General features: G+C 73.0%; 4 protein-coding genes. 3 read left to right on the plus strand and 1 reads right to left on the minus strand.

Annotated features, from left to right (window positions below; all coding sequences use genetic code 11):
* The first annotated feature begins 579 nt into the window (after positions 1-579).
* The 3 genes from D471_RS0115050 to D471_RS0115060 are packed head-to-tail and all read left to right on the plus strand — an operon-like array spanning position 580 to position 13,656.
* Positions 580-10,230, plus strand: a complete 9,651-nt coding sequence (locus D471_RS0115050) for a non-ribosomal peptide synthetase/type I polyketide synthase (RefSeq protein ID WP_017599379.1) — start codon at positions 580-582, stop codon at positions 10,228-10,230.
* Positions 10,217-11,917, plus strand: coding sequence for a phytoene desaturase family protein (locus tag D471_RS0115055; protein ID WP_017599380.1), 1,701 nt, complete (start codon positions 10,217-10,219; stop codon positions 11,915-11,917). Before D471_RS0115050 ends, D471_RS0115055 begins: the two co-directional genes overlap by 14 nt.
* Positions 11,914-13,656, plus strand: coding sequence for a phytoene desaturase family protein (locus tag D471_RS0115060; RefSeq protein WP_206538946.1), 1,743 nt, complete (start codon positions 11,914-11,916; stop codon positions 13,654-13,656). Before D471_RS0115055 ends, D471_RS0115060 begins: the two co-directional genes overlap by 4 nt.
* Positions 13,657-13,836: 180 nt before the next feature.
* On the opposite strand, the gene D471_RS0115065 is transcribed toward D471_RS0115060, so the two are convergent.
* The gene (locus D471_RS0115065; protein WP_017599382.1) at positions 13,837-15,033 is read right to left on the minus strand and encodes a cytochrome P450; all 1,197 of its coding nucleotides are present in this window, start codon (positions 15,031-15,033) and stop codon (positions 13,837-13,839) included.
* Positions 15,034-15,221 lie beyond the last annotated feature (188 nt).

Raw genomic sequence — 15,221 nt, forward strand, 5'->3', positions numbered from 1 at the left:
ACGGGCCGCCCGGAGGAGATCTCCTCCGGGCGGCCCGCTTCGTGTTCCGGTTCCGGGGGTCTCCCGGGCCCTCGCCTCCCTCACCGACGCGGTCCGGTGCGAGCCGTTCCCGTGGCCCGGTCGCGACTCCCCCGATCCGGCCATGTCCTTAACCGGTGGAATTACGACCTTTAATTGTCCACATAACTCCCCGTTCCACCGAATCCCCGATTCAACAAGCACACAAAATCAACACGCCGGGACGAAACGAATTCAGACTCCGGGCGCGCCGCGGCTTGGTCTGGTACTTTTCGAATCGCCGTGACGATCGCGGCAGAGCGCGGTCCAGCCAGCCCGCCCAGCAGCGCACAAACCCTCGAAACCACCACCGCCCCACACCCAGAACGGCCTGAACACACCGGCCGCACCCATGCCCATTCAACGGAACACCACGTCCGGGGAAAGTGCACGCGACACAGGTGCGCCATTCTTCTGACAATGGACGTCTCCGAAGCATCAGCGTGCCCGGAGAACCCTCCGGGATCGCACCGCGCGCATGCCCGCCGCGACCACGCGGGCTCAACAATCCAGAAGGAAACGATGCTGACCGACCCCGGATCATCCTTCAGCGACGACAGGATCGCGATCATCGGCGTGGGCTGCCGCTTCCCCGGCCGTGCGTCCGACCACCGCACCTTCTGGAGAAACCTGGTCGAGGGCCGCGACTGCCTGGAGCCCACGCCGAGGGACCGGTACGACGTCGGCACGCTCGGCAGCCGGGACAGGGCCAAGCCCGGCCGCCTGGTCGGCGGGCGCGGCGGCTACATCGACGGGTTCGACCGGTTCGAGCCGGAGTTCTTCGGCATCAGCCCGCGCGAGGCCGAGCACATGGATCCCCAGCAGCGCAAACTGCTGGAGGTGACCTGGGAGGCGCTGGAGGACGGAGGGCGCAAACCGTCGGAGCTCGCCGGGGCCGACGTCGGCGTCTTCGTCGGCGCCTTCACCCTGGACTACAAGATCCTCCAGTTCGCCGACCTGGACTTCGAGACCCTGGCGGCGCACACCGCGACCGGGACCATGATGACGATGGTCTCCAACCGCATCTCCCACTGCTTCGACTTCCGGGGGCCCAGCGTCTCCCTCGACACCGCGTGCAGCTCGTCCCTGGTGGCCGTGCACATGGCCTGCCAGAGCCTCCGGCGCGGGGAGAGCGCCCTGGCGCTGGCGGGCGGCTCCCTGCTGCACATGACACCGCAGTACACGATCGCCGAGACCAAGGGCGGGTTCCTGTCCCCGGAGGGGCGGTCCCGGACCTTCGACGCCTCCGCCGACGGCTACGTCCGCGCCGAGGGCGTGGGAGTGGTCGCGCTCAAACGGCTGTCGGAGGCCCTGCGTGACGGCGACCCCGTACACGCCGTGATCACGGCGACGGGCGTCAACCAGGACGGCCGCACCCACGGGATCACCGTCCCCAACGCGGACGCCCAGGTACGGCTCATCGAACGCGTGTGCGCCGAGGCGGGCGTCACACCCGGCGATCTGCAGTACGTCGAGGCGCACGGCACCTCGACCCCGGTCGGAGACCCGATCGAGGCGGGCGCCCTGGGCCGGGCACTCGCGGTCGGCAGGCCCGCCGGGGCGCCCTGCTTCGTGGGGTCGGTCAAGGCCAACATCGGGCACACCGAGTCCGCCGCCGGGGTGGCCGGGCTGATCAAGACGGTGATGAGCCTCAAACACGGCGTGATCGCCCCGCAGATCAACCTGGAGGAGCTCAACCCCGGGATCGACGCCAAGACCCTGCCGTACACGATCCCGACCGAGGCGACGCCCTGGCCCGAGCACGACGGCCCGGCCCGCGCCGGGGTCAACTCGTTCGGGTTCGGCGGCACGAACGCGCACGTCCTGCTGGAGGAGGCGCCTGAACGGCCCCTCCCCCCGACGCCGCCCGCCACCACCCGCCGACCACACGGGTACGGCGTCCTGCCGCTGAGTGCCCGCGACCCGCGGGCCCTGCCGGATGTCGCGGCCGGGATCCGCGACGAGCTCACCGAGCGCGGCGCCGACCTCACCGACGTCGCGCACACCCTCGCCCACCGGCGCGACCACCTGGAGTCGCGGCTGTCGGTGGTGTACTCCTCCCGGGAGTCCCTGGTGGCGGCGCTGGACGCCCGTGCCCGGGGCGAGACCCACCCGCGCGTGGTCGACGAGCGCGTCCTGGGCGCCGACGAGCGGCGGCTGGTGTGGGTGTTCACCGGGATGGGCCCTCAGTGGTGGGCGATGGGACGGCGGCTGCTGGAGACCGAACCGGTCTACCGCGCGGCGGTCCAGCGGTGCGACCGGCAGATCGCCCGCCTGGCCGACTGGTCCCTCATCGAGGAGATGTCCGCCGACGAGGACGTCTCGCGCATGGACCAGACGTGGCTGGCCCAGCCCGCCAACTTCGCCGTCCAGGTGGGCCTGGCCGCGTTGTGGCGGTCGTGGGGGGTGCGCCCCGACGCCGTGGTCGGGCACAGCACCGGCGAGGTCGCCGCCTTCCACGAGGCGGGGGTGTACACGCTGGAGGAGGCGGGCGCCGTGGTCGTGCACCGCAGTCGGCTCCAGCAGACCCTGGTCGGCACCGGCACGATGCTGGCGGCGGGGCTGACCGAGGAGGAGGCGGCCGCGCGCGCCCGCCCGTTCGGTGACCGCGTCTCGGTGGCGGCCGTCAACGCCCCGGCGAGCGTCACCTTCGCGGGCGACGCCGACGCCCTGGAGGAGCTGGCCGGGGGGCTCGCGGACGAGGGCGCCTTCCATCGGTTCCTCGGTGTGCGGGTGCCCTACCACAGCGCCCGGATGGCCCCGATCCGCGACGCGCTGCTGGCCTCGCTCGCGGACCTGAGCCCCAAGCCCGCCGGGGTGCCGCTCTACCTGACCGGGCGCGAGGGCCGGGCCGAGGGGCCGGAGTTGGACGCCGGCTACTGGTGGGACAACGTCCGGGGTACCGTCCGCTTCCGCGCGGCCGCCGACCTGCTGATCGAGGACGGCCATGGCCTGTTCCTGGAGATCGGGCCGCACCCGGTCCTGGCCCACGCGATCCGCGAATGCCTTGACGCCCGTGACCGCCCGGGCCGCTGCCTGCCCTCGATCCGCCGCCGGGAGGACGAGGCCGAGTGCATGGCCGTGTCACTGGCGACCCTGCACGGGCTGGGGGTCGAGGTCGACTGGTCCGCCCTCCAACCAGGGGGCTCGCCCGTCACCCTGCCGCCCTACCCGTGGCGCCGGGACCGGTACTGGGCCGAGCCCGGGAGCGTCGCCCGAGTCCGTCTGGGCCGGGTGGACCACCCGCTGCTGGGCCGACGGCTGCCCGGCGCGGACCCGGCCTGGGAGGCGTCGCTGGACACCGAGGCCATGCCCTACCTCGCCGACCACCGCATCCAGGGCAACGTCGTCTTCCCCGCCGCCGGGTACCTGGGGATGGCGGTCCAGGCGGCGCGGACTCTGAGCGGGGGCGAGCACGCGGGGCTGGCCGACGTCGAGTTCCGCCGGGCGCTGTTCCTGCCCGAGGGGTCCGTGACCCGGGCCCGGGTGTCCTTCGCACCGCACGACGCGTCCTTCACCGTCGCCACCGGCGCCGCCGACGGCCGGTCGGTGCACGCGACCGGGACCGTGCGTACCGGCCAACCCCGCCGTTTCGGCCCGGACCTGGCCATCGAGGCGGTGCGGGAACGCGCCGCACGGGTCCTCGACGCCGACACGTGCTATGACGCCCTGGACGGTCAGGGCTACCACTACGGTCCGGCCTTCCGGGGGATGGAACGGGTGTGGATCGGCGCCGACGAGGCGCTGGCGCTCGTCCGGCCGACCGAGGCGGTGGGCGACGCGGCCGCCGACCACCACGTCCACCCAGTGGTTCTCGACTCCTGCTTCCAGACCCTGTTGACGACCCGACTGCCCTGGTCCGGGGTGGACGGCGTGCCGGGCGGCTCGGCGGAGGGCACCGGGATCCGACTGCCGGTGTCCGTGGCCGAGATGCTGCTCGACCCGGTCGGTGCCCAGCCGGTGTGGGCGCACGCGACCGTCACGGCCGAGGGCGAGGACGGGTTGACCGGCGACATCCGCCTGTACACCGAGGACGGGACGCCGCTGGGCGCGGTCACCGGGCTGCGCGCGGTCGACGTGGAGCGGGCTCCGACGTCCGTGGGCACGGGCACGATCGACGGTTGGCTCTCCGACGTGGTGTGGGTGCCCGCGGGGGCCACCGACGCCGTCGGGGCGACCGCAACGGCGGGGGCCGAAGGGCCCGAGCGGGCGGTGGAGGCCACGGCGGCGACCGAAGCCACCGAGGCCGCCGACCGGTGGGGTGGTGAGTGGCTCCTCCTGGCCGACTCGGGCGGCACGGCCGACGCCCTCGCCGCGCTGGTGGCCGAACGCGGGGGCCGGTGCCACCTGGTCCGTCCCGGCGATGGCTACCGGGACGTGGACCATGCCTGTGCGCCACGGGAGACTCCCGAGGCGGGGGTGGACCGTGCCATCGGCAGGGCCCCTGGGACCGGTGATGAACGAACAGCGCGCGGGAACCCGGCACCGGACGGCCGCCGTCCGGACGGGAACCGCGCTGCGGGCGAAGGACACGGGGCGGGTCACCGCGGTCGGACCTTCGAGGTCGCGCCGGACTCGGCTGAGGACTTCGGCCGCGTCCTCGACGACCTCGGAAAACGCTCCGGCGCCCTGACCGGGATCGTCCACCTGTGGAACCTGGACGCCCCGCCGTTCGACAGGGCCGACGACACCGAGGCCGACGCCTTCCACTCCACCGGCTCCTACTCCCTGGTCGCGCTCGCCCAGGCGCTGCGCGGACACGGGGTCGGCGGCGCCCTGCACGTCGTGACCCGCCGGGCGCAGGGGGTGCTCCCCGGTGAGGAGGTCGAGCCCCTGGGCGCGCCCGCCTGGGGCGTGGGCCGCGTCCTGTGGCAGCAGGAACTCACCGACCGCCGGGGCACCCTGCTCGACCTCGGCCCCGCCCCGCACGGCGACCGCTCCTGCGACCGCCTTCGCGCCGAGGCGGCGGGCCTGCTCGCGGAGCTGACCCGCCAAACCGGTGACGACGAGGTCGCCCTGCGCGGCGCCGACCGGTACGTCAGCCGCCTCCTACCGGTCACCGACCTGCCCCGCCCGCTGCCACTGCGACTGCGGGCCGACGGCGCCTACCTGGTCACGGGCGCCTTCGGGGCGCTCGGCCGCCTGGTGTGCCGCACCCTGGTCCGCCGGGGGGCGCGCCGCCTGATCCTGGTCGGCCGCACCCCGCTGCCCGAACGCTCCCGGTGGCGCGCGACCGACCCCACCACCCGCGCGGGCCGCGACGTCGGGTTGGTCCGCGAACTGGAGGGCCTGGGCGCCCACGTCGAACCGGTCCGCCTGGACCTGACCGACGCCGACGCCCTCGCCGCGTGGCTCGACGCCCGCCGGACGCAGGACCCGCCGCCGCTGAGCGGGCTCTTCCACCTGGCCGGTCACGTCGACGACACCCTCCTGCCGGCCATGGACCGGTCCGCGTTCGACGCGGTGTACGCGCCCAAGGCGGCGGGGGCCCGCCTGCTGCACCGCCTCCTGGCCGACGAACCGCTGGAGCACTTCGTCCTGTTCTCCTCCGTCGCCGGTCTGCTGACGACGGCGGGACAGACCAACTACGCGGCGGGCAACGCCTTCCTGGACGCCCTGGCCCACCACCGCCGGGCGCGCGGTCTGCCCGCGATCAGCCTGGACTGGGGCCCGTGGGCGACCGGGATGATCGAGGAACTCGGGCTCGTCGAGCATTACCGCACCGCGCGCGGGATGGGTTCGCTCTCCCCCGAGGCGGGGATGGCCGTGCTCGAACGCGTCATCGAGCAGGACCGCGCCCAGCTGCTGGTCTGCCCGGTCGTCGACTGGCCGGCCTTCCTGGCCTGGTACTCCCCTCCGCCGCCCCTGGTGTCCCGGCTGGCCGAGGCGGGCACGGCCCGGACCGGCGACGGCCCGGACCGCGCGGCCGGCTTTCCCGAGACCTTCGCCGCGGCCCCCGCCGAGGATCGCCCCGGCCTGCTCACACACCGGCTCACGGAGGTCGTCGCCCGGATCCTGCGCGTGGCCGGCGACCGGGTGGACCCGTCGGCGAGCCTGTACTCGCTGGGGATGGACTCACTGCTGGCGATGGAGCTGCGGACGGCGGTCCTGGCCGAGGTGGGCGTGGCCGTTCCCGTGGTCACCCTGCTCGGCGGCGGGTCGATCGGGGATCTGGTGGGGGAGCTGCACGAACGGCTGTCGGAGCTGGTGGCCGACGGCGCTGTCGGCGGGGCGGGCTCGGGCTCGGCCGAGGTGTTCACCGACCCCGCGGAGTACCCGCTGACCCAGAACCAGAAGGCCCTGTGGTTCCTCGAACAGCTCAACCCGGACGGGTTCGCCTACAACATCGGCGGCGCCGTCCAGATCCGGGCCGGACTCGATCCCGACACCATGTTCGCGGCCTTCCGCGCCGTGGTGGACCGGCACCCGTGTCTGCGCACCAACGTCCTCATGCGCGACGGCCGGGCGGTGCAGCGCGTCCACCCCGCCGGGGAGGCCACGACCGACCACGCCCTCGTCGACGTCGGGGGGCGGCCGTGGGAGGAGATCCACGCGCTCATCGTGGACGCCTACCGCGCGCCCTACGACCTGGAACGCGACCCGTTGGTGCGGTTCCGGCTCTACCGCCGGGCGGACGACCACTGGGTGATCATGAAGGCGGTGCACCACATCGTCTCGGACGCGATCTCCACGTTCACCTTCATCGAGGAGCTGTTCGCGGTCTACGAGGGGCTGCGCGCCGGACGGCCGGTCGCGCCGCCCGCCCCCGAGGCCACCTACCTGGACTTCCTCAACCACCAGAACCGGTTCCTCGCCGGTCCGGACGCGGCGCGGACGCGGGAGTACTGGATCGGCCGCCTGCCGGACGAGGTGCCCGCCCTCGACCTGCCGACGGACCGCCCGCGTCCGCTGGTGCAGACCAACAACGGGGCCTCGGAGTTCTTCACGCTCGACGCCGACCTCAGCGAACGCGTGCGCGCGCTGGCCGAGGCGCGCGGCGTCACGGTGTTCGTGGTGCTGCTGAGCGCCTACTACCTGTTCCTCCAGCGTTACTCCGGCCAGGACGATCTCGTCGTCGGCAGTCCGGTGACCGGCCGTACCAGCCCCGAGTTCGGGTCGGTGTACGGGTACTTCGTGAATCCGCTGCCGCTGCACACCGACCTGTCGGGCGACCCGTCGGTGGCCGAGTTGCTCGACCGGGTGCGCGCGACCGTACTGGGCGGCCTCGACCACCAGGAGTACCCGTTCGTCCTGCTGGTGGAGGAGCTCGGGCTGCAACACGACCCCAGCCGCTCCGCCGTCTTCCAGGCGATGTTCATCCTGCTCACGCACAACGTGTCCACGGAGCGCCACGGGTACCGGTTGGAGTACGTCGAGCTGCCCGAGGAGGAGGGCCAGTTCGATCTGACGCTCTCCGCCTACGAGGAGCGGGCCGACGGGCTCTTCCACTGCGTGTTCAAGTACAACACCGACCTGTTCGACCCGGACACGGTACGGCGGATGCTGTCGCACTACGTCAACCTGCTCCAGGGGATGACGCGGGGACCGTCCGACCGGCCGGTGTCGCGGATCACGATGCTCGGGGCCGCCGAGCGGAGGCTGATCCTCGACGACTGGAGCGGACGCCGGGCGGCCGCGCCGCCGACGGAGCCCGTGCACGTGCTGTTCGGCCGCGTGGCGAAGGCCGCTCCGGACGCGGTCGCGGTGTCGGCGCCGACCGAGTCGGGTGACACGCGCCGGGTCACGTACGGGGAGCTCGACGAACGGTCGGCACGGCTCGCCGCCGCGCTGCGCGTGCGAGCTGTGGGCCGGGGGGCGGTCGTGGCGCTGTGCCTGACGACGTCACCGGACCTGGTGGCCCTGGTGATGGCGGTGCTGCGCGCGGGTGCGGCCTACCTTCCGTTGGACCCCGCCCATCCGGTGGACCGACTGGCGGCCCTGACGGAGACGGCGGGAGCGCGGCTGGTCGTGACCGACGACCGAGGCGCCCAACGGCTGTCCGGGGCTTCGGTGGAGGTCGTGTCGGTGGCGGAGCTGAACCGGGAGGCCGCACGGGTGCCGGCCAGCGCTCTCCGGACCGCTGGAACCGACGACGCCGTGGACGCGGAGGCGACCGCCTACCTGGTGTCCACGTCCGGGTCGACGGGGCGGCCGAAGCTGGTCCGGGTCGGCCACGGCAACCTGGCCGCGGCCTACGCGGGCTGGCGTGACGCCTATCGGCTGGAGGAGGACGCGCGCGTCCACCTCCAGATGGCGAACCCGGCCTTCGACGTGTTCACCGGCGATCTGGTTCGGGCGCTGTGCTCGGGCGGAACCCTGGTGTTGGCCGCCCGGGAACTGCTGCTCAACTCGGCGCTGCTGTACGACACGATGGTCCGCGAACGCGTGGACTGCGGGGAGTTCGTCCCCTCGGTGGTGCGCGGCCTCATGGCGCACTGCGAGCGCGACGGCCGCTCCCTGGGGTTCCTGCGGCTGCTGGTGGTCGGCTCCGACGTGTGGAGGAACGAGGAGTACCTGCGGCTGCGGGCGCTGTGCGGACGCGACACGCGGGTGGTCAACTCCTACGGTCTGAGCGAGGCCACCATCGACACCACCTGGTTCGAGGGGTCGGTGGACGCCGCCGACCCGGGTCGGACGGTGCCGATCGGCCGGCCCTTCCCCGGCGGCACCGTCCACGTCCTGGACGCGGGCGGCGAACCCGTGCCGCCCGGGGTGATCGGGGAGCTGTGGGTCGGCGGAACCGGGGTCGCCCAGGGGTACGTGGGCGACCCCGAACAGACCGCCGCGTGCTTCGTCACCCGGACGGTGGACCACGGGGACACGGAGCGCACCGTGCGCCTGTACCGGACCGGCGACCTCGTCCACTGGGACGCGACGGGCGTCCTGCACCTGGTCGGCCGCGCCGACAGCCGGGTGAAGGTGCGTGGGCACCGGGTCGAGATCGGGGAGATCGAATCCCGGCTGGCGGCCTGGCCCACCCTGGAGCAGGCGGTGGTGACCGTGCGTCCCGACGCGTCCGGGAACGCCGACCTGTGCGCGTACTGCGTCCCGACGCCGGGGACCGTCCTCGACGTCCGGGGGCTGCGCCGCCACCTGGCCGAGGCCCTGCCCACCTTCATGATCCCGTCGGCGTTCGTCGAGATGGCGCAGCTGCCGGTCACCACCAACGGCAAGGTGGACACGGCGGCGCTGCCCGTGCCGCGACCGGAGAGCCGGGACCGCGTGCACGAACCACCCGTCACGCTCTACGAGGCGCGGATGGCGGAGCACTGGCGGGATCTGCTGCGCACCGGTGAGGTCGGGCTGCGGGACGACTTCTTCGAGCTCGGCGGCGGGTCGGTCCTGCTGATCGAGCTGGTCCACCGGCTCCAGCACGAGTTCAACGCGACGATCCTGGTCAGCCACCTGTTCCGGGCCACGACCCTGCACGGAATGGCGGCCACCCTGGAGGGGGTGGTGACGGGCCGGATCAGCGGGGCGGGCCCCTACCTGGAGTTCAACCGCGGCGGCGCGCGGCCGCACGTGTTCTGCTTCCCGCCCGCCGGGGGCCACGGGCTGGCCTACCGGAAACTGGCCGGGTACCTGTGCGACCACCACCTGGTGGCCTTCAACCACCTGGCGGGCGACGACAAGGTGGCCCGCTACGCCGACCTGGTCGAGTCCGTCCGGGTGGAGGGCCCCTACCGGCTGTTCGGGTACTCGCTCGGCGGCAACCTGGCCTTCGAGGTGGCCAAGGAGCTGGAGGGGCGCGGTCACCGGGTGCGGGACGTGGTCGCCATGGACGCCTACCGGGTCCGCGAGGAGTTCGAGTTCGGCCCCGAGCACCTGGCGGTGTTCGAGCGCGAACTGTCCGAGCACATGCGCGGGCACACCGGGTCGGAGACGGTGGCGGCCGAGACGCTGGAGCAGGCACGCGAGTACATCGGGTTCTGCGCCCGCAGGCCCAACACCGGCACGGTGGCCGCGCGGATCACGGTCGTGGCCGACGAGAAGAAGGCGGACCTGTTCGCGGAGGGCGAGGAGGGGTCCTGGTACGGCTCCTCGTCCACGGCCACGGTGGTGCTGGCCGGATCAGGCGAGCACGCCGACATGCTCGACGACGAGAACGCCGGGTTCAACGCCGCGCTGGTGCGCGAGGCCCTGGGCGGGGAGGCCGACCATGGCGACCGCTGAGACCACGTCCGGATCCGTGACCGCCGGCTGGGCCCGCCGTGAACGGGAACCGGGCACGCCGCCCCGGGTCCTCATCGTCGGCGGCGGCATGAGCGGCCTGTCCACCGGCTGCTACTCCCGGATGAGCGGGGCTCGGACCCTGGTCCTGGAGAAGCACGTCCTGCCCGGCGGCTGCTGCACGGCCTGGTCCCGTGAGGGCTACGTCTTCGACTACACGATCGAGTGGCTGACCGGCAGCGGGCGGAACAACGACGCGGCACGGGTATGGCGTGAACTCGGGGCCCTGGACGGCAAGACCGTCACGGACTTCGAGTTCTTCAACCGGATCGTGGACGAGAACGGCCGGGAAGTGGTCTTCTACAACGACCCGGACCGGCTGGAGGCGCACCTGCTGGAGGTGTCCCCGCAGGACGCGCGCCCGATCCGCGGGTTCTGCCGCGACCTGCGCGGGTTCGTCCGGCTCAATCACTACCCGTTCCTCACGCCACCGGTCCTGCGCACGCCCCAGGAGCGGCTGAGGGCGGCCCGGGAGATCCTGCCGGGGTTCCGGCTGATGTGGCGGACCGCCACCACGTCGATGGAGGACTTCGCGGCGCGCTTCCAGGACCCGTTGCTGCGCAGGGCGCTGCCCAACGTGTTCTTCCAGGACCACGAGGTGTTCCCGGTGCTGCCGTACCTGTTCAACCTGGCCAGCGCCCACCACCGCAACGCCGGGTTCCCGCAGGGCGGATCGCTGGGTCTGGCCCGGTCGGTGGCCGAGCGGCACACCTCGCTGGGTGGAGAGATCGCCTACCGCGCCCGGGTCACGCGGGTGCTGGTGGAGGGCGGACGCGCGGTGGGCGTCGAACTGAGGGACGGCCGGCGCCTCTTCGGTGAGCACGTCGTGTGCGCGTGCGACGGGGTGACGGTCCTGAAGACGCTACTCGGCGGCGAGCACACCAGTCCGACGCTGGACGCCCTGTTCGAGCGGCTGCTGCACCGGCCCGAGGTGGTCTACCCGGGGGTGGTGTCGGCGTTCGTCGGCTTCGAGGGCGACCTACCGCCCGGCACCCCGCACAGCACCACCTACCTGCTGCCGGGCCACGAGGCCGCGCGGCTGCCGTCCTGCTCACAGAACAGCCTGGTGGTGCAGCTGCGCTCCCGGTACGCGGACGGGTTCGCCCCTCCGGGGAGGTCGGTCGTCCACTGCACCTACTTCAGCGACTACGGGTACTGGAAGGAGCTGCGCACGACCGACCGGCGCGCGTACCGGGCGCGCAAGGCCGCGGTCGCCGACTTCGTGCGGGCCCTCCTGGACGACCGGTACCCGGGTCTGGGCGCGCGGATCGAGCTGGTGGACGTGGCCACCCCGGTCACGACCGAGCGCTACACCGGCAACCGGCACGGCAGCATCCTGGGCTGGAAGTCCTTCACCGAGGCCGACGACCTGCTGTCGAGGCTGGTCAACAAGGACCGGATGGGCATCCCGGGGTTGGCCGGGCTGACCCTGGCCGGGCAGTGGTTCGGCGGCGGCGGCCTCATCCTCGCCGCCTCCTCCGGCCGGTTCGCGGCGCAGTTCCTCTGCCGTGACCTGGGGCTGCGTTTCCGGGCGTGGGAGAGCGAGGGCGGCGAGCCCTGGCATCCGGGCAAGTGGGGGGACCTGCCCCGGTTGGACGCGTGGGACGAGCGATGGGCGGAGACACGATGAGCGGACGAGGTGGCCGTACCGACGGCGGACCGGCCGCGCGGCCCCGGAAGTCGATGATCATCGTCGGCGGCGGGCTCGGCGGGCTGTCCACCGGCTGCTACGCGCGGATGAACGGGTACCGGACGCGGATCTTCGAGATGCACGAGGTCCCCGGGGGGTGCTGCACCGCCTGGGACAAGGGCGACTTCACCTTCGACTGGTGTGTGAGCTGGTTGCTCGGCAACGGACCGGGCAGCGAGATGCACCGGATCTGGCTGGAGCTGGGGGCGATCCAGGGCAAGGAGATGCGCCACTTCGACGTGTTCAACGTCGTGCGGGGGCGGGACGGGCGGAAGGTGTACTTCTACTCCGACCCGGACCGGTTGGAGGCGCACCTGCTCGACCTGTCCCCCACCGACGCCCGGGTGATCGGCGACTTCTGCCGGGGCCTGCGGAAGTTCATCCGATGCCTGCGCGTGTACCCGTTCCTCAAACCGGTGGGGCTGATGGGGCCGGTGGAGCGGATGCGGATGATGTCGCGGTTCATCCCGTACTTCAACGTCATCCGCCGGTCGATCACGGTGCTGATGCGCGACTACTCCGAACGCTTCCGCGAGCCGCTGCTGCGGGAGGCGTTCAACCACATCCTGTACGAGAAGCATCCCAACTTCCCGGTGCTGCCGTTCTACTTCCAGCTCGCCGCGCACGCCGACGGCGCGGCGGGGGTCCCGGAGGGCGGCTCGCTGGGGTTGGCGCGCTCGATCGAGGAGCGGTACCGGCGGCTGGGCGGGAAGATCCGCTACAACGCCCGGGTCGAGGAGATCCTCGTCGAGGACGACCGGGCGGTCGGAGTTCGGCTCAGCGACGGGAGCGAGCATCTCGCGGACATCGTGGTGGCGGCGTGCGACGGCTACACGACCATGCACGACCTGCTGAAGGGCCGTTACCTCAACGCGGAGTACCACCGGCTCTACACGAAGACCGTCCACGAGCCGGAGATGGTGTTCCCGGGGTACCTCTCGCTCTTCCTCGGCCTGCGCGAGGATTTCCCCGACGCCGACCCGTGCACGACGTACCTGCTCACCGAGGAGGAGGCGGACGCGCTCCTCGGGGTCCGGCACCCGAGCGTCAACGTCCAGTTCCGCAGCACCCACTATCCGGAGTTGTCGCCTCCGGGGACGGCCGTGGTGTACGCGACGTACTTCTGCGACATCGCCCCGTGGCGCGAGCTGAGCACCGGCCCCGAGCGGTCGAGCCGGATGCACCGGGGCGGGGAGGTGCACACGCTGCCGGTACGGCGCGGGCGGGAGTACGTCCGCGCCAAGCGCCGGGTGGCCGACGCCCTGATCGGGATCATCGACCGCCGCCACCCCGGCGTGCGGGAGGCGGTCAAGGTACGCGACGTCGCCACGCCGCTCACCCAGGTGCGCTACACCGGCAACCTGGACGGGACCGTGCTCGGCTGGCAGCCGTTCGTGGAGGGCGGCGAGACGCTGGAGGAGCTGGTCAAGAAGTACGGGCCCGGGCTGCCAGGGCTGGAGGACTTCTACATGTCCGGGGTGTGGGCGACCACGGGCGGACTGATCCGCGCCGCGGCGGCGGGTCGGCACGTCGTGCAGTTCGTGTGCCGTGACGACGGGAGGGAGTTCCGGTCCGAGGTGGACGAGAGCGCGCCCGCGCCCACCCACCGGCTCATCCCGGTCGGCCCGCCGCCGGCCTCCGGTGCGCGGACCGGCGTCGCGTCCGGCCCGCACGCGTAGGGCGTCCCCGCGCGGCACGGATCCCGGCCGTGCCGCGCTCTCCGTGCCGTCGTCCCCCAGCCGGGTCAACGGCGCGGAGGACGGCCACGCGGTGTGTCGGCGGGGGGAACCGCGCCACCTCACCACGGCGCCGGGGGTGGCGCCCCGCTCACCTGATCGGCACACCGCCGGGGGCGTCCCTCACCAGGTGACGGGCAGTGCGGCCACGCCTCCGGACAGGGTGCCGTTCATGACGTCCGGTGCGGCTTCCAGTTCACCGGGGTCCACGGCCAACCTGAGGCCGGGGAAGCGTTCCAGCAGGCGGGTGAGCAGGACGCGCAGCTCCATCCGGGCGAGCGGGGCCCCGACGCAGTAGCGGGCGCCGTGGCCGAAGGCGAGGTGCTGACCGGCGGGGTGGGCGACGTCGAAGCCGTCGGGCGCGTCGAACACGCGGGGGTCGTGGTTGGCGGCGCCGACGTCGAGCAGGACGAGGTCCCCGGCCCCGATCACGTGCCCGGCCACCTCGATGTCGGACCGCGCGTAGCGGACCAGCCCGCCTCCGCCCCGGCCCATCGTGCGCACGATCTCCTCCACCGCGTCCGGGATCCGCCCGGGGTCCGCGCGCAGCCGCTCCCACTGGTCGCGGTGGGCCATCAGCTGGGCGACGCCGGTGGTCATCGCTACCTTGGTGGTCTCCTCCCCGGCAAAGAAGAGCACCATGGCCAGACGGACGACCGCCTCGTCGGTGTTGCTCCCCTCGCCCCGCAGGGCGGAGACCACGTCCTCCCCCGGCTCCGGCCCGCTCCGCGCCACCAGGCGGTGGATGTAGCCGAGGAGTTCGGCCATGCCCTCCGCCGCCCGGGCGGGGTCCACCGCGGCCTCGGCGAGCGCGACGAACTCCGCGTGCTCCTCGGCCGGGACACCGAGGAGCTCGGCGATGGCACGGGTGGGGACGACGGCGGCCACGTGGCGCCTGAGGTCGGCGGGTGGTCCGGCCTTCTCCAGGTCGTCCAGGCAGGAGACGGTGATGGCGTCGATCCAGCCCTCCAGGGCGCGCATCCGCCGGGGTGAGAAGCAGGGGCGCAGGGTGTCGCGCATCCACCGGTGTTCGTCGGGTTCGGTGACGTGGTCGCCCTGGGGGCCGCCGAAGAGGACGTGGTCGGCGGTGCGTGCGGCCCGCTCCGGCTCGGGGTGGGAGCGGCCCAGGCGCTGGTCGGCCAGGAGCGTGCGGACGGTGGCGTGGTCGACCACCAGCCAGGCGGGGTCACCGGTGCCGGTGCGCACACGGTGGAGGGGGCCCTCCTCCTGGAGCCGACGCAGGTCGGGGGTGAGTCGGAGGAGGTCGGGCTGAGCGAACGGGAGTCGGGGCGCGTCCGTGTGGACGGGCGTGCTGCTCACGGGGGCGTGTCCCACCTTCGTGATCGGTCAGCCTCCCCGGCGTCCACACTCCGGGCGGCCGGGGGTACTCGAACCCCTTTATCGTAGCCGAGCGACCACCGAGGGTGATTGTTTTTCACGGGCCCGTCCCGGTGCGCCCGCGCCAGCCCGTCGGACCGGCTGGCCGCGCGGGCGACTGGCCGGCTCCG

It is taken from the genome of Nocardiopsis lucentensis DSM 44048 (assembly GCF_000341125.1).
GTDB classification, from domain to species: Bacteria; Actinomycetota; Actinomycetes; order Streptosporangiales; family Streptosporangiaceae; genus Nocardiopsis; species Nocardiopsis lucentensis.

Coding starts and splice junctions, on each gene's coding strand:
- D471_RS0115050 (WP_017599379.1), top strand. CDS start 580: ATGCTGACCGACCCCGGATCATCCTTCAGCGACGACAGGATCGCGATC.
- D471_RS0115060 (WP_206538946.1), top strand. CDS start 11,914: ATGAGCGGACGAGGTGGCCGTACCGACGGCGGACCGGCCGCGCGGCCC.
- D471_RS0115055 (WP_017599380.1), top strand. CDS start 10,217: ATGGCGACCGCTGAGACCACGTCCGGATCCGTGACCGCCGGCTGGGCC.